This is a genomic window from Acetitomaculum ruminis DSM 5522, assembly GCF_900112085.1.
In the GTDB taxonomy this organism is placed as follows: Bacteria; Bacillota; Clostridia; order Lachnospirales; family Lachnospiraceae; genus Acetitomaculum; species Acetitomaculum ruminis.
Genome location: NZ_FOJY01000006.1, coordinates 62,654 through 85,624 on the forward strand (window position 1 = coordinate 62,654; position 22,971 = coordinate 85,624).

Annotated in this window: 23 protein-coding genes; 17 read left to right on the forward strand and 6 right to left on the reverse strand. The window is 32.8% G+C overall.

What is annotated here, in order from left to right:
• Positions 1-111: 111 nt before the first annotated feature.
• Together BM153_RS05040 and BM153_RS05045 are read left to right on the forward strand one after the other, a co-directional pair.
• Positions 112-471, forward strand: a complete 360-nt coding sequence (locus BM153_RS05040; RefSeq protein WP_092871398.1) for an Hpt domain-containing protein — start codon at positions 112-114, stop codon at positions 469-471.
• 47 nt (positions 472-518) lie between these two features.
• A complete protein-coding gene (locus BM153_RS05045) occupies positions 519-1,613 on the forward strand; it encodes an HD-GYP domain-containing protein (protein ID WP_092871400.1) in 1,095 nt (364 codons plus the stop codon).
• Between the two features lie 54 nt (positions 1,614-1,667).
• On the opposite strand, the gene BM153_RS05050 is transcribed toward BM153_RS05045, so the two are convergent.
• The 5 genes from BM153_RS05050 to BM153_RS05070 form a co-directional block, all read right to left on the reverse strand.
• Complete coding sequence (locus BM153_RS05050; RefSeq protein WP_092871402.1) at positions 1,668-1,868, reverse strand: hypothetical protein; 201 nt, start codon at positions 1,866-1,868, stop codon at positions 1,668-1,670.
• A gap of 659 nt (positions 1,869-2,527) precedes the next feature.
• Positions 2,528-2,833, reverse strand: coding sequence for an AzlD domain-containing protein (locus tag BM153_RS05055; protein ID WP_092871404.1), 306 nt, complete (start codon positions 2,831-2,833; stop codon positions 2,528-2,530).
• Positions 2,834-2,851: 18 nt separating this feature from the next.
• Entirely contained in the window at positions 2,852-3,589 is a 738-nt protein-coding gene (locus tag BM153_RS05060; protein WP_092871406.1) for an AzlC family ABC transporter permease, read from the reverse strand.
• A 4-nt stretch (positions 3,590-3,593) separates the two neighbouring features.
• Complete coding sequence (proB, locus tag BM153_RS05065; protein ID WP_092871408.1) at positions 3,594-4,397, reverse strand: glutamate 5-kinase; 804 nt, start codon at positions 4,395-4,397, stop codon at positions 3,594-3,596.
• 202 nt (positions 4,398-4,599) lie between these two features.
• The gene (locus BM153_RS05070) at positions 4,600-5,172 is read right to left on the reverse strand and encodes a GNAT family N-acetyltransferase (RefSeq protein WP_092871410.1); all 573 of its coding nucleotides are present in this window, start codon (positions 5,170-5,172) and stop codon (positions 4,600-4,602) included.
• A gap of 291 nt (positions 5,173-5,463) precedes the next feature.
• Here BM153_RS05070 and BM153_RS05075 point away from each other — a divergent pair, with 291 nt between their 5' ends.
• The 12 genes from BM153_RS05075 to BM153_RS05130 all read left to right on the forward strand — a co-directional run bounded on the left by BM153_RS05075 (position 5,464) and on the right by BM153_RS05130 (position 18,226).
• Complete coding sequence (locus BM153_RS05075) at positions 5,464-6,267, forward strand: hypothetical protein (RefSeq protein ID WP_092871412.1); 804 nt, start codon at positions 5,464-5,466, stop codon at positions 6,265-6,267.
• Positions 6,268-6,284: 17 nt separating this feature from the next.
• Positions 6,285-7,688, forward strand: coding sequence for a hypothetical protein (locus tag BM153_RS05080; RefSeq protein WP_092871414.1), 1,404 nt, complete (start codon positions 6,285-6,287; stop codon positions 7,686-7,688).
• Positions 7,685-8,410 carry an ATP-binding cassette domain-containing protein gene (locus tag BM153_RS05085; RefSeq protein WP_092871416.1) on the forward strand — a complete coding sequence of 242 codons (726 nt, stop codon included), beginning with the start codon at positions 7,685-7,687 and terminating at the stop codon, positions 8,408-8,410. Before BM153_RS05080 ends, BM153_RS05085 begins: the two co-directional genes overlap by 4 nt.
• Positions 8,411-8,534: 124 nt before the next feature.
• On the forward strand, positions 8,535-10,577 hold the full coding sequence (locus BM153_RS05090) for a hypothetical protein (protein ID WP_143088269.1): 2,043 nt from the start codon (positions 8,535-8,537) through the stop codon (positions 10,575-10,577).
• A gap of 13 nt (positions 10,578-10,590) precedes the next feature.
• Positions 10,591-11,595: a FecCD family ABC transporter permease gene (locus BM153_RS05095; protein ID WP_177205580.1), complete on the forward strand. Its 1,005-nt coding sequence runs from the start codon at positions 10,591-10,593 to the stop codon at positions 11,593-11,595.
• Positions 11,592-12,992 (forward strand): ABC transporter substrate-binding protein, encoded by a 1,401-nt coding sequence (locus tag BM153_RS05100; protein WP_092871422.1) that lies wholly within the window; start codon positions 11,592-11,594, stop codon positions 12,990-12,992. Before BM153_RS05095 ends, BM153_RS05100 begins: the two co-directional genes overlap by 4 nt.
• A complete protein-coding gene (locus BM153_RS05105) occupies positions 12,992-13,762 on the forward strand; it encodes an ABC transporter ATP-binding protein (protein WP_092871424.1) in 771 nt (256 codons plus the stop codon). Before BM153_RS05100 ends, BM153_RS05105 begins: the two co-directional genes overlap by 1 nt.
• A gap of 49 nt (positions 13,763-13,811) precedes the next feature.
• Positions 13,812-15,920 (forward strand): InlB B-repeat-containing protein, encoded by a 2,109-nt coding sequence (locus tag BM153_RS05110; protein ID WP_177205581.1) that lies wholly within the window; start codon positions 13,812-13,814, stop codon positions 15,918-15,920.
• A 318-nt stretch (positions 15,921-16,238) separates the two neighbouring features.
• Positions 16,239-17,033 carry a protein-ADP-ribose hydrolase gene (locus tag BM153_RS05115; RefSeq protein ID WP_092871628.1) on the forward strand — a complete coding sequence of 265 codons (795 nt, stop codon included), beginning with the start codon at positions 16,239-16,241 and terminating at the stop codon, positions 17,031-17,033.
• Positions 17,034-17,162: 129 nt separating this feature from the next.
• Positions 17,163-17,378, forward strand: coding sequence for a FeoA family protein (locus tag BM153_RS05120; RefSeq protein ID WP_092871428.1), 216 nt, complete (start codon positions 17,163-17,165; stop codon positions 17,376-17,378).
• An 82-nt stretch (positions 17,379-17,460) separates the two neighbouring features.
• A complete protein-coding gene (locus tag BM153_RS05125) occupies positions 17,461-17,682 on the forward strand; it encodes a FeoA family protein (protein ID WP_092871430.1) in 222 nt (73 codons plus the stop codon).
• Between the two features lie 256 nt (positions 17,683-17,938).
• A complete protein-coding gene (locus BM153_RS05130; protein WP_092871432.1) occupies positions 17,939-18,226 on the forward strand; it encodes a DUF2325 domain-containing protein in 288 nt (95 codons plus the stop codon).
• Between the two features lie 74 nt (positions 18,227-18,300).
• Here BM153_RS05130 and BM153_RS05135 read toward each other — a convergent pair whose 3' ends face one another.
• Positions 18,301-19,326, reverse strand: a complete 1,026-nt coding sequence (locus tag BM153_RS05135; RefSeq protein ID WP_092871434.1) for a branched-chain amino acid aminotransferase — start codon at positions 19,324-19,326, stop codon at positions 18,301-18,303.
• A 420-nt stretch (positions 19,327-19,746) separates the two neighbouring features.
• Here BM153_RS05135 and BM153_RS05140 point away from each other — a divergent pair, with 420 nt between their 5' ends.
• Genes BM153_RS05140 through rapZ form a run of 3 tightly spaced genes read left to right on the forward strand, consistent with a single transcriptional unit; the run spans position 19,747 to position 22,956 of the window.
• On the forward strand, positions 19,747-21,126 hold the full coding sequence (locus tag BM153_RS05140; RefSeq protein WP_177205582.1) for an aminopeptidase: 1,380 nt from the start codon (positions 19,747-19,749) through the stop codon (positions 21,124-21,126).
• 15 nt (positions 21,127-21,141) lie between these two features.
• The gene (gene murB, locus BM153_RS05145) at positions 21,142-22,050 is read left to right on the forward strand and encodes a UDP-N-acetylmuramate dehydrogenase (RefSeq protein WP_242949076.1); all 909 of its coding nucleotides are present in this window, start codon (positions 21,142-21,144) and stop codon (positions 22,048-22,050) included.
• Between the two features lie 39 nt (positions 22,051-22,089).
• Entirely contained in the window at positions 22,090-22,956 is an 867-nt protein-coding gene (gene rapZ, locus BM153_RS05150) for an RNase adapter RapZ (RefSeq protein ID WP_092871630.1), read from the forward strand.
• Positions 22,957-22,971: the final 15 nt, after the last annotated feature.

Here is a 22,971-nt window from a genome sequence, read left to right on the forward strand (position 1 = left end):
AATAAAGAGTTTGTGTGACGTTTGCGAAGTTGCTTTATGACTATTTATATTATGAAGGATGGAAAAAACAAATGTATATTTGTCAATTTTTTATAATGAGGGAGATTTAATATGAGTTATGCAACAGCAAAAGAACTATATTCAAAAATAGGCGGAAACTACGAAAAAATGATAGGCATCTTTAAAACTGATGATATGGTCAAGGAATTTGCTAAAATGTTTTTAGATGATAACAGTGCCATAGAACTAGACCAGGCGATGAAAAACGAAGATTATGCAGCAGCTTTTGAAGCTGCCCATAAACTTAAAGGTGTGACATTAAATATTGCCCTTGATGATTTGGGGGCACAGGCTACGGAAGTGGTAGAAAGGCTTCGTAATCAAAAAGATATAGAGGGGGCCAAAATAGAATATCCAAAGCTACAGGAAATGTATAAGAAAGTTATAGATGCCATAAAAGAATTGAACTAGGAAATGTAAAATGTAACTTTTTTAAGATTGAGAAGAGGTATGACTGAATGAAAAACGCTCCAATTGAAATGAAAACAATTCTTATTGCTGATGATGCGCCTATTAATAGAAAAATGCTTGGTTTTATATTCCAGGAACAGTTTAATGTTATCGAAGCAGAAAATGGTCAGGTGGCTATTGAAATACTAGAAAAATTCAAGGATGAAATATCTATTATCTTTTTGGATTTAATGATGCCTATAAAAACAGGAATTGATGTTTTGGAATATATGAAAGAAATAGGTTTAAACAATAAGGTTCCTGTAATAATGATTACCGGTGAGTCTACCCCGGAATCTGACGAAAAAGCATATCAATTAGGAGTTTCAGAGATTATTTATAAACCATTCGATGAAAGAGTGGTAATGAGACGTACTAAAAATACCATAGAACTTTTTGAAAACAGAAATGCTCTTGAAAAGAAGCTTGAAGAAAGAACTAAGGAATTACAAAAGAGTAAAGAAGTTCTTTTTCATCAAAATCAGTTTCTTGTTAATGCCTTGGGTTCTGTATTGGAATTACGCGGTTACGAATCCTCAGAGCACTTAATGAGAGTTAGAACATTTACAAAAATAATGATGGGTTATATAAAGCAGCTTTATCCTGAATATGAATTAACAGATGAACAGGTAATGCTGATTTCCGAAGCAGCAATTCTTCACGACTTAGGTAAAGTTGCAGTTCCGGAACATATTATATTTAAGAATACCAAATATACAGATGAAGAAATGGAAGAGTTTGAAAAACATACCATATATGGTTGTAAAATACTTGAAAACTTTAAACAGCAGCAGGAAACAGAACTTTACAAATATTGTTATGATATTTGCAGATATCACCATGAAAGAGCAGACGGAAAAGGTTATCCATTCAACATTAAAGAAGATAAAATTCCTATCTGGTCACAGGTTGTGGGTCTGGTGGACTCCTACGACGGACTTATTAATCCAAGATTACATAAGACACCGTATGATGTAAAAATCGCTTCTAAAAAGGTTAAGGATGGAGATTGCGGAGCTTTCTCGGAAAAAGTTCTTAAAGCATTTGAATTAGCTGAAGAAGAGATGTTTACCGTGGCTGCCAAAATCAATTATGTTATATAAAATATTACAAAAAACAGTTATTAAAAAGATATTATGAAATAATTTTTTAATATATTACATAAATGTGCACTGTTCCAGCAGATAGATGATTTCCTTTACGGGATAATCATCTTCGCTGTAATGTTGCCGTCTTATATATAAGGCATCAGCAAGATCACTGTAAGCCTGGATAATATCCCCAAAACTCATATTTTTTCTGGCAGAAGCAATAAGTTGCTCTGCTTTTTTTAATTCTACAAGGCTATTGTCATTCATGGAAATTCTCCTTTTTTAGTGAATTTGCAGATTAAGAAATATAAATATATCAGAATTAAAGGATATCATATTATCCTTTGGGAAACAATGTTTTGTTGCTTTGAAGCTAGGAATATGAGTATAAAAATATGATTGCAGGATTCAAATTATTTTACTCGATTTATTTACACAAAATTCATACTTACTTCATATTTGCGTCATAAAGATAGGGTAGATTTATTGTATCGCTTTTCGAGGCGATAAACTTAAAAAACTTTTTCATAAACTCCCCTAAATGACTCCATGTGTGCAGGCATGGAGTCATTTTCTTTTCTCTGATTCTGTTCTTATATGAGGAAAAAGCCTTTAAAATACCCGATGTCAGGGGTTTTTTTAATAATGGGAACAAAAGAAGAAAACTCCGTAGCATGCGAACTACGGAGCTTAAAAATAGGGGAGTTTATGAAAAAGTTTTTAGTGTATCACTTCAAGTGATATGTCAATTTTATCTGAAAAATGTGAAATTATCCCCGAAAAAGTCTTAAAAATTAATAAAGTATATATTTAAAATGTAAAAACTGTTACACAACAATTACAAAAATATATCTAAACAACCAATTTAGAATTATTATCAAACAATACTAAATTATAATAAAAAATAGCAGAAAATATAAAAATGATTATACAAATAATTCAACAATAAATACGGCAGCACAGGCTCCACCTGCAACAATTATCAGACTTTGCTTTTTTATTGCCAGTATAAGTGCAATTATAAATCCTACTGCGGCAGATATTCTTGATGAAGTAGAATATAAGCAGGCAGGAATGGTCATGGCAGCCAAAGTGGCATAGGGTACATAATATAAAAAAGATCTGATGAAATGGTTATTAATTTCGGTTCTGATAAGAGTAAGGGGAAGTGCCCTTATAAGATATGTAACCAGCGCCATAACCAAAATATAGATATAAACATTATTTAACATGATTTTTGCTCCATTATTTTAAGAATTTTTTGTATTTGCCTTATCTTTTTCATCATCTGATACCGGGATAGGAAAAAGAAAGGCTGCCAATGCAGAGATAACTACAGTGATTATGATAATTCTAAAGCCTGAAGATACCAGTTTTAATACCGGCATATAGGTAAACAATACGCTTAAAAGCATCGCCGAAAGAACTACCAAAAGAACTGGCTTTGACTCCTTACTTTCAGGTATTATTATGGCTATGAACATTCCGTAAATCGCCATACCCAGGGCGCTTATGAGTTTTTGAGGCATTATCTCTCCGGATATTCCTCCTAAAAAGGTTCCAAGAACCCAGCCAAAAACGGAAATAATTATAAGCCCCATGGAATAGGAAGGTTTTAACTCTCCCTTTCTTAATACACTTACACCGAATATTTCATCTGTTACACCATAAGAAATTCCCAGTCTTTTAGTCAGGGAAATCTTTGGGGAAAGCTTTTGGGAAAGTGAACAGGACATTAAAAGGTATCTCATGTTTATAACCAGCTGGACCATTGCCACTTCAAAATATGTAGCATGGGATGCTATCATATCTAAAGAAGAAAACTGGCCGGCAGAGGTTACATTGGTTAAAGACATTAAAACTGCCTGAAAAATTGTTAATCCGGATCTGGTGGCCTGAATACCAAATGCAAAAGAAACAGCCAGATACCCTAAACATATGGGGATACCGTCTCTGCTTCCTTCTTTTATATTTTCAAATGTAGACATGACATTAAACTCCTTGATTTCCGGTGAAAACAGTTCCAATAAACTTATCATCTATAATATCATAGATATTTTCAGGTTTTCTTCCATTGGTGATATACATATCGATATTGTATTTTGTTGCGATTTCAGCGGCATCAAGCTTTGAAACCATTCCTCCGGTTCCTCTGGTGGTGCCTGCTCCCGAGGCAAGATTTCTTATGGAATCATCAATTTTATCAATTCGTCCGATTAAAATTGCATTAGGATCCTTTCTTGGGTCTCCGTTATATAATCCGTCAATATCTGATAAAAGCACCAGTTTTGAAGCATTACAAAAATGAGCAACTACTGCACTTAATGCATCATTATCACTAAAAATTTTCTTTTCAGATTCGATTTCCGTATAACTAATGGAATCGTTTTCATTTACAATAGGGATAATATTGTTTTCAAGGAGTGTATTAAAGGTATTTGTTAGATTTTTTCTTTTGTACTCCTGGTGTATATCATCTTCCGTAAATAAAATCTGGGCTACAAGTTTTCCGTACTCGCTAAAGAATTTATCATAAATATGCATTAATTCTAATTGTCCAACAGCAGCGGCGGCCTGTTTCATTTTCATTTCCTTTGGTCTTTCTTTAATTCGCATTTTATTAAGCCCTACGGCAATAGCTCCTGAAGAAACCAGAATTACTTCCCAGCCACAGTTATGAATGGCAGAAAGTACTCTTGCCAGCTTATCAATGGCTCTTATATCCACAAAGCCTTCTTCTGTAGTTATGGTGGAGGTTCCAACTTTAACAACTATACGGTTTTTTATATTATCCATAGTTACAGCCTTTCTATTTAAAAATATATTTAATACAGTATTAGTAATTTCTTAGTTTTATAAGGAAGTAGCAAAGAAAATTTTACATTCCTTAGACTTTCTTACTAAAATGCTACAAATTTAATCTTAGCATTTACAGCATCACTTTACAATACTAAAGTGGTGGAGATTTTTTATTATATATAAACAGGAATTTAGGGTTTTAAAGGGTAAAATGTCCAAATTCTACTTTTTTAACATTTTCATGGTGAGTTCCAAGGATTTTTTCCATCCAGATCATATTGTACCATCTGTTAAATTTATATCCGCATTTTTCAAAGTAGCCAACTCTTTTAAAAGCAAGTTTTTCGTGAAATTTAACTGAATCAAAAGTTAAGTATTCGTCTTCTTTATCTGGTATGGCAATACAGGCATACATATTTAAAATTCCCATTTCTTTAAGGAGTTTTTCGAGTTTTTCATATAAAAGCCTGCCAAAGCCTTGTCCTTTAGCTTCTTTTTTTATATAAATACTGCATTCCACTGCCCAGTCATAGGCAGTACGGCCTTTGAAAGAAGAAGCATAGGCATAGCCCAAAATCATCCCATTTTCATCTAGTAATTTAATATAGGGATATTTAGAAGAAATATTAATAATTCGTTCCTTAAATTCTTCCACAGAGGGTACTTCGTATTCAAAGGTAATTGCTGTTTCTTTCACATAAGGTGCATAAATTGCCAGCAAATCATTTGCATCTTTGTGGGTTACCAATTCAATTTTTACATTCTTTTGCATATTATTATAATCCTTTTACATTCTTTTGCATAAATATGCTAATTTGAGTCTTTAGCTTATTATAGGCTTGAATTATTTATAAGGCAAGAAAGAAAAATCAGGAGCACAAGACATAGTTTTGATAAAACATAACAAAAATGAAATTGAATTTAAGGACAAAATGAAACAAAACACTTAAATACAGTATTAAAAGACAGAAAATATTGGTGACCGACTTGAAATTTGAAAAAATAAGTGATAATATATGCCTTGTGAAATTAATGTTAAATTATTGAAAAAGGTAATAAAGATATGAAAAAGTATGAAAACTCATTGAAAAGCAAAGAAGTGATAATTATTCTTGCACTTATTCTTGTTTCGTTTAATTTGTTCGGTTGTGGATCGTCCCTGATTTTGGATGAAAAACAATCCCCACAACTGTCAAATGTTGAATTATCCGGAAGAAATGATGGAGATGAAGACTCACAATATGTGGATTTAATTCTGGATTTTGATAAATCTATTTCAATAAACGATAGTAGAAAAGATTCCTTGAATATAACAATTGCAAACAAAAAGGTAGATGATTTTTCCATGGAAAAAACAGCAGATAATCAGGTAAAGTTATCTGTAAAAACCACTTCTGTTACTGATGGAAAAATAAAAGTTGAAGATGCAGATGAAGCAGAAGGGGTAGAGGCTATTACTGATGAATCAGGCAAGTATTCTGCCGGGGATTTTAACGTTAGTGCCATAATACCTTCTGGTATAGAGCTTTCAACAGTGGATAGAGGTGCAGGATATGTAACCAAAAAAGTAGATTCCTTGTGGAATATCAGAAGTATTTTATGGATACGGATTTTAAAAGACGGGGAGCCTATATCTGCCGGTCAAGATGAAAATTTAAAAATAATGGATGGTGCAATAGCGATTCATGGGCATGATTTTTTAAATATGGATGAAGAAATGACAGCAAAAGAAATTGCCAAATCTATAAATGAGTATTTTTCTGATTCCTATGAATGTGAAAGCAAGGACGGAAATATTACCCTTAAATTAAAAAACAATAGTGAAGAAAAATTGGATATTCAAGTTTATACATATTGTGAATATTAAAAAGGAGTTTTACTGATATGAAAAAAATAAAAAGTATATTATTTGTTTTGCTTTCAATAGTAATTTTTTTGACTAATACAGATGTATCTTTTGCCTACTATGACAGGGGAGATGTAGGTATCACTTTAGGTCAAAGTAATATAAGTTTGGAAATCGGCGGCTCTGCCAGTGTCAGTGTAGCTTTATCCCCTGAAAAAGACAGACAATTACCAGGATGTGGTATGCCGGAATGCCCACAGGCTTGTGGAGAAGGTTGTCTTGATGAAAACGGCCAGTGTACTTGTGGAGGAACGGAATACCAGACCTATTATACAAGTGTAGATGTAAGTAGTACTAATACATCAGTTGCAACGGCAGCTTTTGTAAATGGTGCTTTGGTTATAAATGCCCTTAATGAAGGTGAGGCCACCATAACCGCAACAGCCTCTTTAAGACAGTTTACTTCCACTTCAAAGAATTTAAAGGTTACGGTAAAAGCTAAAGAAAACAACAATAACAGTAATAATTCAAATAGTGATGTAAAACCAGACACACCAAAAAACAACAGTGATAATACAAATAAAAAAGATGACAAAAATAATCAAAATAAAAAAATAACAGTAAATACTAATGAAAATAAAAATACGGAAAATAATGATTCAGATAATAACGCCTCATCCATAACAGAAAATTCTACAAAAGAAAATCAGGATAATTCTAATGATTCTGTTGTAGATAATATAGAAACCAGTGAAGAAAAGATAATTGCAAAAGAAGAAACAAATGAAGAAGCTGAAAATGTTGAAAGTACAGAGTCTGAGGATTCAAAATTAAAAGTTATTGACAGTAAAAAAGGCCGTATCACCTATGTGGAAATAGGAAAAGGAAAAATGGGAAAACAGCTTTTTGAAAAAATAAAGGGTAGCGATGAATATCTTAACTTTCAATGTACAAATAAGAAAAAAATAGTGGGATATGCCTGGAAATTTTTTGGCAAAGATGTGAAAGATGCCTTTGATGTTGACTTAAATATTGATATTTCTCAAAAGAAATTTAAAAATTGTAAAGATTTTGATGAGTCAAACAGTGTATTTATAAGAACAAAAGCAGATAAACTGCCGGGAAAGGCAAAAGTTTTCATAGATATGGCAGACTATTTTGAAGATGGAAAAAATTACAGTTTTTATAAATATGATGAAGATAATGAAAAAGTTATTTTAATTAATGATGATATAAAAATTGCATCCGGATATGCAAAGGTGAGCCTTGAAAAAGGTGGAAATTATATTTTGTCAAAAGAAAAAGATGATAAGGCTGTGCTAAGTGTTGATGAAATAGATAAAAAATCAGGTTCATTTAAATATGCTGCTATACTTCCAGCAGGTATTTTATTAATGACAGCAGCCGCAGTTTTCGTTTACAGAAAGAAAAAAGTCAAATGATAAGGGTTGAAAATCTTGAAAAAAATTTCGGAAAAAGGAAGATACTGGATAAAATTTCTCTACAGGTGGATTTAGGAGATATTTATGGAATTATTGGTTATAACGGGGTAGGAAAGACGACACTTCTTAAAACAATGGCTGGTATCTATAAAAGCGATAAGGGAAAGGTTACTTTAGATGACAAAGAAATATATGAAAATGCTTACTGTAAAAGCAAATGTTTTGTTATGACAGAGGAAGTCTCTTTCTTTCCCCAATCCTGTCTTGATGATATGTCAAAATTTTATAGGGGTTATTACAAAAATTTTGACTTAGAGATTTATGGAAATCTGAAAAAAGCTTTCATGATAGATGGCAAACAAAAAAATAGAAGCTTTTCAAAAGGAATGTTAAGAAAGGCAGGACTCATAATAGCTTTTAGCGTAGGAGCAGATTATATATTTTTAGACGAAGCTTTTGATGGTCTGGATTATTTAATGAGAAAATGGGTGGCTGATATGATAAGAAGCTATGTCAAAAAAAGAAAGGCAGCCATTATTATTGCTTCACATAATTTAAATGAATTGGAAAATCTTGCCGGGAAAATAGCACTTTTGGATGAAGGAAGGTTTTCCTACAATGGAGAAGTTAAAAATATAAAAGAAAAATACGGTTTGAGTCTGGAAAAATTTTTTGAAAAAGAAAGAAAAATTGGAGAAGTTGATTGGAATGAAATCTTTTAATAAAAAATGTGGAAGATATGATTTTTATATAGCACTAAAGAAAAATTTTTGGATTTTTTTATTATTTCTTTTTGCTTTTATCCTTCTGATACCCTTTTCTACAGTGGGTTTAAAGAAAGATTCCATGTTTGAGATTTCTTTTACCCACGATCAGGTAAAATGGAGATTTTTAAATGAAAAAGTACTAATAATAACCCTGGCACTTTTTATAATTTCAGGCATTTTACAAGCATTTTTTGCTTTTGATTTTTTGCTGAAAAAAAGAGAAACGACTATGTTTTTATCCTTAGGTATTACAAGAAAAAGGATGTTTTTAAACAGGAGTCTTGCTGGTGTGATTTATCTTTTAATATCTGCATTTTTACCAATGTGTATTTCTCTTTTTTTAAACAAAATGGCAGTTGGTCTTTATGAAAAAGAAGTAGTAACATGTCTTTATTTATCAGGGGGATTTTTCCTTGTGGAGCTTTTGGCATTTTTTATTACTTCTGTTGGAATTTTTATTTCGGGAACATATTTGGAAGCCTTTGTTTATGGCATGGGGCTAATGAGTTTACCAACTGCATTGACCTTTAGTTTAGGCAGTTTCTTAAATGGTTTATGTCTTGGTAATGCTTATGGCAGGAAAAATTATTTTGGAGAATATGTTACAGGAAAATCCTTTATAAAAATGTTTTTTAAAGCAAGTCCTTTGACCTTCTTTTATGATGAGCTTTGTAAGCATTATACCTTTGTAAGACCAAATAAGAGTCCCATTCCTCCTGGTATAAATATAAAAATCCTGACAGTATGGATTTTTGTTTTAGTTTTAATAGTTTTTCTTGCATTTATTATTTTTGAAAAAAGAAAGGCTGAGCATGCCGGAATTATGGGAAAAACCGGTATTTTGCCAGATATTTATCTGAATATGGCAGCAGTAATTATATTTGCAGTATCCCTAAAAATATTTGGAGATTTTGGACTGGTTTTTGTTTTTGTTTCTGCCACAATAACAGCCCTTTTGGCGCATTTGTTTTTAAAAAAAATAATGTTTGGTTGTGATCTGAAAATAAAAAATACCTGTATCTCTTTTGGAATAGGGATGTCTTTTGTAACTGCCATTTTTATTCTTTTCCTTAATTTACCGGGGATTATTTATGGAAATCTATCTTCTAAAGAAATAGAAAGTGCAAGGGTTTCCTATATAGGTTCACCTGATTATATATATGGTAAAGCTTTGGGCAGCAGTATTAATAAAACAAATTACATATTAAATGAAATAAGCTTCGAGAATAAAGAGGAGATAAAAAAGCTTCTTTTAATTCAAAAAAAGTTTATTGAATCAGGAAATTTATCTTTTAAAACTGATAAAAAACATTTTGAAAATACGGTAGTTCCCGTGGATCTTGTTTTTTCATATAAAGATAAAAAAGGAAAAATAAGCACATTTTATTATGATAGGGCTAACATGTCAGAATTAGAAGAAATGCTTAATTTGGATGATACAAAAACAGTCAGAGAAAAACAAAGCCAGGTGATTTTAGGAGATGATCTTGGAAGTGAAAGTGTCACCTGGGCACAAAATGCCTATCAAAAAGGAGAGGTATATCTTTGTGATAAGTTCTTTGAAAATTCATATAGCTTAAACTTAAACGATAAAACAAGAAAAATGCTTTTGAAGGCTATTAATGCTGATATTTCTAAAGAAAGCAGTAAAGAAAGATATTTTAGTAAGGCTGACGCAGTTGGAGTATTAATGTTTACCTTAAATCCTGATGTGGATACCAAAAGTTTTTCCTATAGTTTAAATAACACTTTTATATATTTGACTAAGGATTATGAAAATACAATTAAGCTTTTAAAAGACAATGATTTATATAATTTGATAGATAGAAATTTTGAAATAGAAAGCATTACCTTACAGGAATTTAATCCTTATGATTCAGCTGTAAATTCTTTGTCTAATCCTTTTTCATTGTATTTTATGTCCTATGTTACAGATTCTAACGATGATTTTATGATAAAAAAGGACTTTGGAAATGAAAATGTGATTACAGATAAAGAAAAAATAGAAAAAATGAGGCCAAAATTAAAAAATGCCTATTATTTAAGCCGGGGAGGCAGTTTAGCCTGTGTAAAGCTTAAAGGAAATGACAGGTATGTGTATATGTTTTTGCCGGAAAAGTAAAGTGGAGAAGCAGATGAATAATGTAAAAAACATAAAAGTATTATATACAATTTTAATCCTGCTTTTAATAGGAGTTTTTATTATTTCGCTAATTGCAGGAAGGTATGCTATTTCTGTTAGGGAAATAGTTAATATTCTAAAGGGAAGTGCAAAAAAGATGGATGAAACCGTATTTTTTAATATCAGACTTCCAAGAATTCTTTGTGCAGGGATAATCGGAGCAGGGCTTTCAGTTTCAGGAGCTTCATATCAGGGAATTTTTAGAAATCCATGTGTTTCTCCGGATATTTTAGGGGCTTCTGCAGGAGCAGGGTTTGGAGCAGTACTGGCTTTGTTTTTGGGTGTGGGAAGTGTTTATCTATCCCTTATTTCCTTTGTAACAGGGATAGCTGCTGTAGGTTTTACAATATTTGTGGCAGGTTTTTTGAATAATGGAATGAATAATTCCAAAATGATTCTTATTCTTTGCGGAATGATAACAACATCCCTCTTTCAGGCATTTATTTCCATGGTGAAGTTGGTTGCGGACCCTTATGATACACTGCCTTCCATAACTTTTTGGTTAATGGGAGGGTTTACTTATATAACTTCAGATGATGTTTTACTTATTTTGTCTGTAACTATGGCAGGAATGATTCCTTTAATGCTTTTAAGATGGAGAATTAATCTTATGACTTTTTCAGAAGAGGAAGCTTATTCCATGGGAGTAAATATAAAAGCTATTAAATATATCACAATTATATGCGCTACCTTAATGAGTGCTATAGCTGTGGCAAAGGGTGGGATGATTGGCTGGATTGGCCTGGTGGTTCCCCACTTTTCAAGGCAGATTATGGGGCCGGATTATAAAAAGATGCTTCCGGTATCAGCGCTTCTCGGGGCAATTTTTACTATAATCACAGACGATTTTGCCAGAACATTTTTTGCCCAGGAATTACCTATTGGCATTCTTACAGCACTAGTGGGGGCACCGGTGTTTATTTATCTTTTATATCAGGCAAAGGAGGGATTTAGTTGAAAAAAAATATAAGACTAATGATTATTTCAATATTTGCCATAACATTTTTAACTTCCTGTGGAGAGAAAAAACTTGTTTTACAGGTGAGTGTAGAGGGGAGCCTGAAAAATAGCGGAGTTATAAATTATTTGGGTTATGAAATGAATGTTTATAAAGACGAAGCAGATAATCCTTGCGGGGATTGCCCTCTTCAACCGGTTTGCCTTTACAAGGGAGCAGATGGAAAAGAAGTTGCCGGTAATATTGCCAAAGCTCTTAAAGAATCAAATGGAGACTGGGAGGTTGAGGTAAATAAAAACATTATTACATTAAAGGAAAAAGAAAAGGGATGTATTGATGAAATACAGGGATTTTCGGGCCCTGAGGGGATTAGTTTTAAAGAAAAAATAATATCCGGACATGCAAAAGTAATAAAGGCATCAGAAAATATTGAAAATGTAAGTGCTGATGAAACAATTGGTTTTTCTGACCCTGAATCAATAGCCGCCCTTTATGGGCCATCCTATGAAATGCTTACGGTATTAGGAGCAGAAGACAGGATAGTAGTAAGAGCTGATGTTCAAACAGACAGCTTTCCCTGGGCAAAAGTGGTTTTTAAAAGGATAAAAGATGTTCCGGAAATAGAAAATGTTCATTCTTTGGTAAATGTTGAGGAAGTTTTAGGATATTCACCGGATTTTGTATATACCTTTCCAAGACAAAATGAACTTGCACAGTTAAAAAAAGCAGGAGTAATGTCCCTTGCTGGAAAAAGCTTTAAAAAATTATCTGACACACCGGAATTTTTAATCAAATACGCAAAAACCCTTAATAAGGATGCTTTAAAAAAGGCAAGAGAATATCAGAAATACTACAGGGAAAAGTTAAAAGAAATAAAATCTGTATCAGATAATTTAAAGGAAGAAGAAAAGCCGGTAGTTTACTATGCCGGAGTGGATATATTAACCACCTATGGAAATCAATCAGATATGGTGGAAGTGATAGAAGCAGCAGGAGGAAAAGCGGCAAGTGCCAATTTAGATGCAGCTGCCAGAACTCAGATTAGTTATGAACAGCTGGCAAAATGGAATCCGGATGTGATTTTTATTGACCATGGTGGTATGAATGATGGAAAAACAGGAGAAGAAATAAAAGAGAATTTATTTTCTTCCAAGGCTTATAAAGACATAGAAGCTGTAAAAAAAGGGAAAGTATATTTATCACCTTCAGGAGTGTTTTATTGGGATATGGGACTTCAAAAGATACTTCTTGTGGAATATATGGCAAAAACTCTTCATCCAAAGGAATATGAAAGTCTTGATATGAACAGTGAACTGAGAAGTTTTTATAAGAAATTTTACAATTATTCACTTAGCAAAGAAGATGCAGAAAAAATTTTAAACAGGGAAGAACCGTAATGATAAAAATAGATAATCTGACTTTAGGATACAAGAAAAAAGACCATGTTAAAGAAATAATTAAAGAACTTAGTTTTTCGTTAAATAAAGGAGAACTTTTGTGTATTCTTGGAGAAAACGGAGTGGGAAAAACCACTCTTTATAAGGGGATTCTTGGACTGATTAAACCTTTAAAAGGACAGATTTTAATCGATGATGTGGATAATGAAAGTCTTTCTTCAAACAAGCGTGGAAAACTGATTTCTTATGTACCTCAATATCATGTCCCACCATTTCCATATAAGGTTTTGGATGTAGTTTTAATGGCAAGAGGTGCACATATTTCAAAAATTTCCTCTCCAAAAAAGAAAGATATTGAAATTGCTGTAAATGCTTTAGAAACATTAAATATAAAATCTCTTATGAATGAGGATTATACAAGGATAAGCGGTGGAGAAAGACAGCTGGTATTAATAGCCAGAGCTTTGGCTCAGGATACGGATTATATTTTTTTGGACGAACCCACCTCGAATCTGGATTTTGGAAATCAGTTAAGGGTAATTAAATGGTTAGACAGCCTTTCTAAAAAAGGAAAAGGTGTATGCTTTACCTCTCACAATCCCAGACAGGCTTTAATGTTTAATACAAAGGTATTGATATTGTTAAAGGATCATTTTATATGGGGAAATGCAAACAATATAATTGACTCTAAGCTTATAAGTGATATGTATGGGATTGATGTTAGGGTACGGGAAAGAAACATTGAAACTTTTTTAGAAGGCATAAGGTAAATTCATAATTATTAATGTATTTATGTGTGAAAATAGGAAGGAGGAAATTATGAATTTTTTAAAAAAAACAATTGCATGGATTTTAATCTTTGCAACAGTATTTACTACAGCATCTTTTAAAGAGCTGACCCTGGTGTACGCCGAAAAAGCAGATAAAACAACTGTAGTATCTTTTAGTGTTAAAGCTTTAGAACATGATGTTAAGGATGAGGAAACAAATTGTATCCTTAAAATTTTAGTTGATTTCAATAAGGAAATTACGATAAAAGATCATGATAAAGCCCTTTCGGAAATTTCAGTAAAAATATCCGGAAATGACGCAAAGATTACAAGAACAATGGATGTGGCTGTTAATGAAAGTGATGAAAAACAGTTAATTATTACCTTGACAACAAATAGCTGGTCAGCTTTATATGGTGGACTTATGGAGGTATCAGCTGATTCACTTACAAGTATTGTATCAAAATCAAATCCTGAAGAAACAGTTGAATTTCTGCCGTTTTCAACCTATGCACCAACCGGGATTAAACTTTCAAATGAAATTACTCTGTCAAGTGCAGATACAACAGCTTCAACAAAGGTTACCGTCACAAGTCCTGCCAGCATGAGAGGTATGTTTCATTATGTACTGCTTTTTGAAGGAAAACCGGTATTAACTCCTGATTCTACTAACTGGTATGCAGGTGCTCTTACAGGTCATGCTCATAATTTTAATACCATGACACAGGAAAATTTTGCTTCTACCATGGCTATGGCAATAAATTCCATTAATGGTTATTCTGCAGCGGTTGACAGTGAAGATGCAAAAAGCTTTATTGTAACAAGAGATGAAAAAGGTGCCACTACAAAAGGCATAGAAGTTGTAATGCTTGATGACGAAGGCTCACAAAATCTTTGCCTTAATGCAATATTAAAAGAAAAATATGACACATTAACAAAGATAAAGAGCGAATATTTAGCTGTTAAAAATGCAGAAAAAATAAAATTAGATGACTCTGCTTTACTTACTAAGGCTGATGAATTAATGGATAATTTAAAAGTAAGCTTTAATGAAGAAACATTAAATGCTCCTTTAATTTCCTTTGAAAATGTTTCTGAATTTAATTTTGAGGCAGCAAAATGCTTATCAGATTTGAAGGCGAAAGTCTTTACTCCGGCAGATAAACTGACGGCTAAAGATTATGTTCCTGAAGAAGAAAAAGTAACAATAGTATTTAATGATTTAAATTACGCATCCACTATAAATACAATAGCCCTTGATGATGTAGTATTGTCAAGTAAAGATTATAACTTAAAGAATGGTATTTTGAATTTAAGTGAAAAATTATTCACAAAGGGTGAAAGAGCTACATATAATCTTTCATTTACAAGTTCAAAATATTATAAGGATTACATTGTTAAAATAAAAATTGATAAAAACCCGTCTTGTAGTTTAAATGTGACAGATAAAACTTTAAAAAAAGGTGAAAATTTCCAGCTTAAACTTGTTTCTACCATAGAAGACAGTATAGTGGATGCAGTTTCCTCCAACGAAAAAATTGTTACAGTAGATAAAAACGGAGGCATTAAGGCTATTGCACCGGGAAGTGCCACTATAACAGTTACAACTTTAAGAGGAAATGAATTAAAATGTAATATTATTGTTCCTTATACAATTACCTACAGATTAAACGGAGGAAAGAACAACAAATCCAATCCGGATTCTTATACAAAAGCATTTACTCTTAAAAACCCTGTAAGAAGTAAATATAGATTTGCAGGATGGTATACAGATTCTAAATTTATCCATAAAATTTCTAAGATTAGTGCAAAGAATAAGAAAAGTTATACACTTTATGCAAAATGGGTAAAGGTAACGGTAAAAACACCTACACGGGTAAAAGCATCTAAGATTACCAAAAAAACTGCAGAAATAAAATTTGATGCCATAAAATCCGTAGAAGGATATGAAGTTTTTTATTCAACAGATAAAAACTTTAAAAATGCTTTGAAAGTTATATTTTGGGCTAATAATAATGATAAACAGATAAAACTAAAACTAAAAGCATTAAAATCTAAAAAGAAATATTATGTAAAGGTAAGGGCTTATAAATTAGACTCTGCCAATAAAAAAGTTTTTGGTAACTACAGCAAAAAGCTTCAATTTATAGCCAGATAATCAAAAAAACAAGGTAAAAAATAAAAAGATAATCTGTCATTATCAGGCGTGGCAGATTATCTTTTTTGTATCATTAGTTGTTAACAGTTGCTTTTATAATGGCGAAAGTGATAAATAATCTGTACATTTTGCTATAATTATACAGAAAATGCTGATAATGGTTTAAATTTTTTCTTTGATAAGTTATACTTTTTATAACAGTGTATATGCTGTTTGATTATTTTTTCAAAACATGGGTTTGAACCTTTGTTATTGATAAAAAATAGGAAAAATAATTTATTGCTTTATGGTAAAGAAGACAAAGAAATGAGGAAAAATATGAATCAAGATGAAAGAAGAAGGTATCTTATAACTGAATTATTAAAGGAAAATCCACGCTATAATGAGATTGAGATTCCTACAGATATTGAGGAACAAAAAACACTCCTTCGTGGACTTATGAATATAAGAATGGCAGCACCTATGACCGGAGAATTTGAAAATATTCAAAATGAATATTTAAAAGAATGCTTAAATGAAAAGGGAATAGTTCATATAGAAGATTTAGAACCTGTTAAAGAAGGGATTTACCTGTGGAAGGGTGATATAACAAGGCTTGCTACAGATGCTGTGGTAAATGCTGCCAACAGTGAAATGACCGGCTGTTATCAGCCAAATCATGATTGCATAGATAATTGTATTCATACATATGCAGGAATTCAGCTTAGGAATTTTTGCCAGGAATTAATGGATGAGTTAAAAAATATATATGGAAAGTTTTATGAAGAGCAAACAGGCATTGCAAAAATCACTCCTGCCTATAACCTCCCTTGCAAATATGTTATTCATACCGTAGGACCTGTGGTAAAAGATGGAAATCTTACTGCGGAACATGAAGAACTTTTGCGTTCCTGTTATGTATCATGTCTTGATATAGCTGAACTTAATGAACTTGAAAGTATAGCTTTATGCTGCGTATCCACCGGAACCTATATGTTCCCGGAAGAAAGAGCTGCACAGATAGCTGTTGAAACAGTTAATGAGTTTAAGGAAAGCAAACAAAGCAAAATGAAAATAATCTTTAATGTATATAGACAGGAAGATTATCAGGCATATAAAGCGATTTTAGGTTAATTTTTTATCATTAGTAGAAAGAAAAAAATATTGACATTGTAAATAAGTTAGCATATACTAACTATAGAAGCACAATGATTTTATTTTTAGAATATTATCAAATAATTTTTGATAGAAAGAGGTGATTGGATGTTACCTTTGACTTTCGCATCGGCGGGGAGCAGAGTTCTCATTAAAAGAATAGGCGGTCTTGAAGACAGCAAGAGATTTCTTGGAAATTTAGGCTTCGTAGAAGGCGGAGAGGTTACAGTTATTTCCGAGAACAATGGAAATCTTATTGTCAATGTAAAAGAATCTAGAGTTGCCATCAGTAGAGAAATGGCCAGCAAGATTTCTGTTGAATAATTGATTTAGGGGATTTTTATCCCTTTACAGGAAGTATTTTTCTGTATATTTTTGTATATATTAAAGGTTTTGGAGGAAGAAAATGAAAACATTGAATTTAGCAGCTACAGGAGAAACAGTTAAGGTAAAGGCTGTCAATGGAGAAGGTGCTGTTAGAAAAAGAATCATGGATATGGGAATTACAAAGGGATGCAGTCTTTATATCAGAAAAGTTGCTCCGCTTGGAGATCCTATTGAAGTTACTGTAAGAGGCTATGAGCTTTCAATCAGAAAGGCAGATGCCGAGATTATTGATGTAGAATAATTAGACAATTAATAGATTATAATATTACTTTTAAGAAACTGAAGGTAAGGCGGATTTTTATATCCGCTTTGCTTTCAGAAAGTGGTTAGTTTAGTCTAACCATAAAATGCTCTTATAACCGGTAATAGTAAAAATCTATTTTACGTATTTTAGTGGCAGATGTTAGAATGCCATAAACAAAGGGTGTATTAAAAAGTTGGTAAAGAGTATTTAGAAAACACTTTTATGGAAAAGTTAAGTTTAAGGAGGTGCTGACATGAATGTCGTAATTATGGGTGGAAATGACTGTATGGTCTGTAGATATAAAAATTTATGTAAAAAATACAATTGCCAGGCAAAGGTATTTACGCAAATGGAAGCAAGCATGAAAAACAGGATAGGCTCACCGGATTTATTAGTATTGTTTACAGGAGCCTTATCTCATAAAATGCTTAGATGTGTACTTGATGAAGTTGATGAGAATGAAACAGAAATAGTTAGAAACCGTTCGGGCTCTATGTCAGCTCTTAAAAATATTCTTGAAACTCATGTTAAAGCAAGTTAATATGCTATTTTTAAAAAAGGACAAATGGAAATAAAAAAAATCAATCCATCTGTCCTTTTGTATTTCAATAATAATTATTCAATAACCTTTACCCAGCCTTCAGGGCCTTCAATGCGTCCCATTTGAATACCTGTAAGAGTATCGTAAAGTTTTTGAATAGTTGGTCCCATTTTTTCCATTCCTGAAGGGAATAATATTTCCTTTCCGTGGTCATAAATCTTTCCAACAGGAGAAATAACAGCAGCAGTACCGCAAAGTCCACATTCTGCAAAATCTTTAACTTCCTCAAAGGAAACTTTTCTTTCCTCTGTTTTAAGTCCAAGTACATCCCTTGCAACTGTCATAATGGAACGACGAGTGATGGATGGAAGAATGCTGTCTGATTTAGGGGTAACTACCGTACCGTCCTTAGTAACAAAAATAAAATTAGCTCCACCGGTTTCTTCTACATAAGTTCTTGTAGCAGCATCTAAATACATGTTTTCATCAAAGCCTTCAGCATGGGCTGTAACTATTGCATGAAGACTCATTGCATAATTAAGACCGGCTTTTATATGACCTGTTCCATGAGGAGCAGCCCTGTCAAAATCCGATACCTTGATGGTGATAGGCTTAGCACCACCTTTAAAATAAGGGCCTACAGGCATGGTAAATATTCTGAATTGATATTCTGTGGCCGGTTTTACTCCGATTACGGCATTTGTACCAAACATTACCGGACGGATGTAAAGAGTAGCGCCTGAACCAAAAGGCGGAACATAATCTGCATTGGCTTTAACTGTGTCAACAACAGCTTTTACAAAACGATCCGGATCAAATGGAGGCATTTCAAGTCTTTTGGCTGAATCAACCATTCTTTGTGCATTAAGGTCAGGACGAAAGCAGACAATGTGTCCGTTTTCACTGGTGTATGCCTTTAATCCTTCAAAACAGGATTGAGAGTACTGTAAAACTCCTGCACATTCATTTAATACAACTGTATTATCATCTGTAAGTACGCCATCATCCCATTTTCCGTCTTTGAAATTGGATACAAATCTTTTAGCAGTTTTTGAGTATTCAAAACCGATATTGCTCCAATCAATATTTTGTTTTGCCATAATTTAATCCTTCCTTTCTTCTTAAACAGATAATAATTTTTAAGGAATCCCTAAGAAAACCTGATAAAAATCGCCTGGCAACTGAATAAAGTAAAACTAACAGCATAAAAATACGGATAAATTAAGAAAAAACGATTGCCTAATATTAAAAGTCAATAAAAGACACTGGAAAGCTGCTGTTTTGCAAAAAAACTACGCTACTTTATCGCGTTAACAGATTGTATTAATATTAAACCTGCCTTTTTTGTATGTCAAGGGTAAAACTTTGACTTTTAAATATAATTATATTAATATGAGATATTGAGGAAAAGCAATGATTTCACCCTTTTTTTCATTATATTAATGGTGATGACTGCACCCTCATATAAATAGAGATTGTATATAAATTGGATAAATAAACTTTAAATGGAGGATATAACTATGGAAAGAAAAACTGCATGGGAAAAATACAATGACGCAGACATGAAGTCAGTATATGACTTTGCCGATGATTATAAGATTTTTATTTCAAAGTGCAAAACGGAAAGAGAATGCACTGCATATATGCTTAAAGAGGCTGAAGAAAAGGGATTTAGAGACCTTTATGAAATTATTAGAGAAAATGGAAAGGTTTCAGCTGGTGATAAGATATATGTAAACAATATGGGAAAAGCCCTTGCTTTGTTTGTAATAGGAAAAGAATCTTTGGAAAAGGGAATGAACATACTTGGAGCACATATTGACTCCCCTAGACTTGACTTAAAACAAAATCCTTTATATGAAGATACAAAGTTAGCTATGTTTGATACCCATTATTATGGCGGTGTAAAGAAATACCAATGGGTAACACTTCCACTGGCACTTCATGGGGTTATAATTAAAAAAGACGGTACAAAAGTTGATATTAATATAGGAGATAAGGCTGAAGATCCGGTGTTTGGAGTTTCAGATTTATTGATACATTTGTCAGCAGATCAGCTGGATAAAAAAGGTGCAAAAGTAGTAGAGGGAGAAGACTTAAATATTCTTATTGGTAGCATCCCTCTTAAAGATGAAGAAAAGGATGGGGTTAAAGCAAATATCCTGGCACTTCTAAAAGAAAAATATGATATTGAAGAAGCTGATTTTATCTCAGCCGAGATAGAGGCGGTACCAGCAGGTGATGCCAGGGATTATGGCTTTGATAAGAGCATGGTTATGGGATATGGACAGGATGACAGAGTTTGTGCTTATCCTTCCTTCAAGGCGATTTTAGAGGCACAGGCACCGGAATTAACCAGTGTATGCCTTTTAGTAGATAAGGAAGAAATAGGAAGTGTAGGAGCTACAGGTATGCATTCCCATTTCTTTGAAGATATGGTAGCTGAAATTTTAAATTGCATGGGAGATTACAGTGAACTTTCAGTAAGAAGGGCATTAAGAAATTCAAAGGTGCTTTCTTCAGATGTAAGTGCTGCTTTCGATCCAAATTATCCACAGGTAAATGAAAAAAATAACTGTTGCTATTTTGGACAGGGCCTTGTATTTAACAAATACACAGGTTCAAGAGGTAAATCAGGTTCTAATGATGCAAATCCGGAATATATTGCAAAACTTAGAAAAGCTTTGGATGATGAAGGTATTTCCTATCAGACCTCAGAACTTGGTAAAGTAGACCAGGGTGGTGGAGGAACTATTGCCTACATCCTTGCAAATTACGGAATGAATGTAATTGATAGCGGTGTGGGAGTATTAAACATGCATGCACCTTGGGAAATAACTAATAAAGCAGATATTTATGAAGCGTTCAGAGGTTATAAAGCATTTCTTAAAATGAACTAGATAATGGAGGTTACCGTGGATAACGGAATTTTTTCAAAATTAAAAGAAATAAATGGTAATGACTATGTTTTTAAAGATGAGTTAATGTCAAAACACACTACATTCAAGACCGGAGGGGCAGCGAAATATTTTGTTACCCCTGACAGTGTTGAAAAAATTGTGGATACCATTGAATTTTGCAAAGAAAATAAAATTGACTTTTTTGTAATGGGAAACGGTTCAAATCTTTTGTTTTCCGATGAAGGATTTGACGGTATTGTCATTCAAATATTTGATAAATTAAAAAACATTGATATAAAAGACGGTAAGATAAGTGTAGATGCAGGCTGTCTTTTGGCAAGTATGTCAAAAAAAGCTGCCAAAGATGGTTATACCGGACTGGAATTTTGCAGTGGTATACCGGGAACAGTAGGAGGAGCCGTAGCCATGAATGCAGGAGCTTACGGTGGCGAAATGAAAAATGTGGTAGAAGAGGTTATATTGTATACCGATAAGGGTATAAAGACATATAAATGTGACGAAATGGACTTTGGATACAGAAAAAGCATTGTTACAAAAAACGATTACATTGTTCTTGGGGCGAAAATCAATATTGAAAAGGGAAATATAGAAGATATTAATTCCCGCATGGAAGAATTAAAAAGACTGAGAAAGGAAAAGCAGCCTTTAGAATATCCAAGCGCAGGAAGTACCTTTAAAAGACCAGAAGGGTATTTTGCCGGAAAACTCATTATGGATGCGGGACTTTCCGGTTATCAGATAGGGGGAGCAAAGGTTTCTCCAAAGCATTGCGGTTTTGTAATAAATGCCAACAAGGCAACATCAAAGGATGTTTATGAACTTATAAAATTTGTTCAAAAGACAGTTAAGGAAAAATTTGGTGTTACATTGGAAACAGAAATTAAGCTAATCGGAAATTTTTAATAAACAAGGTTATGGGTGAACAGGAGGGTAAAAATGGCTTTGGAACTGGTAATAATTACAGGAATGTCAGGGGCCGGTAAAAGTACGGCATTAAAGATGTTTGAAGACAATGCTTATTATTGCGTTGATAACCTTCCTGTTTTACTTATACCCCAATTTATTGAGTTGACTCTAGAAAAAAATAATCAGATAAACCGAGTGGCCCTGGGAATTGATGTTAGAAACGGAGAAAATCTTAGTAAGTTAGAAGATATATTAGAAACAATAAAAAAGAAAAACTTCTTTATGAGGATACTTTTTCTTGATTCCAATGACGAAGTGCTGGTAAAAAGATTCAAAGAAACAAGACGGGCACATCCGCTTTCACCAGATGGAAGAATTGATGATGGAATAAAGTTAGAAAGACAAAAGCTGACCTTTCTTAAAAAAAGTGCGGATATTATTATTGATACAAGTTATCTTTTAACGAGGGAGCTAAAAGCAGAACTAGATAAGATTTTTGTAAATAAAAAAGAATTTAAAAATCTTCAGATTACCATTTTGTCTTTTGGCTTTAAAAATGGTATTCCCACAGACTCAGATCTTGTTTTTGATGTTCGTTTTATTCCAAATCCCTTCTATATAGAAGAGTTAAAAACAAAAACAGGTTTGGATAAAGAAGTCAGGGATTATTGCATGAGTTTTGAAGTAGCGGGAAAATTTGTGGATAAATTGTCTGATATGTTGGATTTTCTGATTCCAAACTATATTATCGAGGGGAAAAATCAATTGGTTATAAGTATCGGTTGTACAGGGGGAAAACACCGTTCTGTTACTATTGCTACTGAAATCTACCAAAGACTTATAAAAAAAGAAGGATACGCAGTCAAACTAAAACACAGGGATGTAAACAAAGAGGGAAAATAAAAAAACATTGGAGGA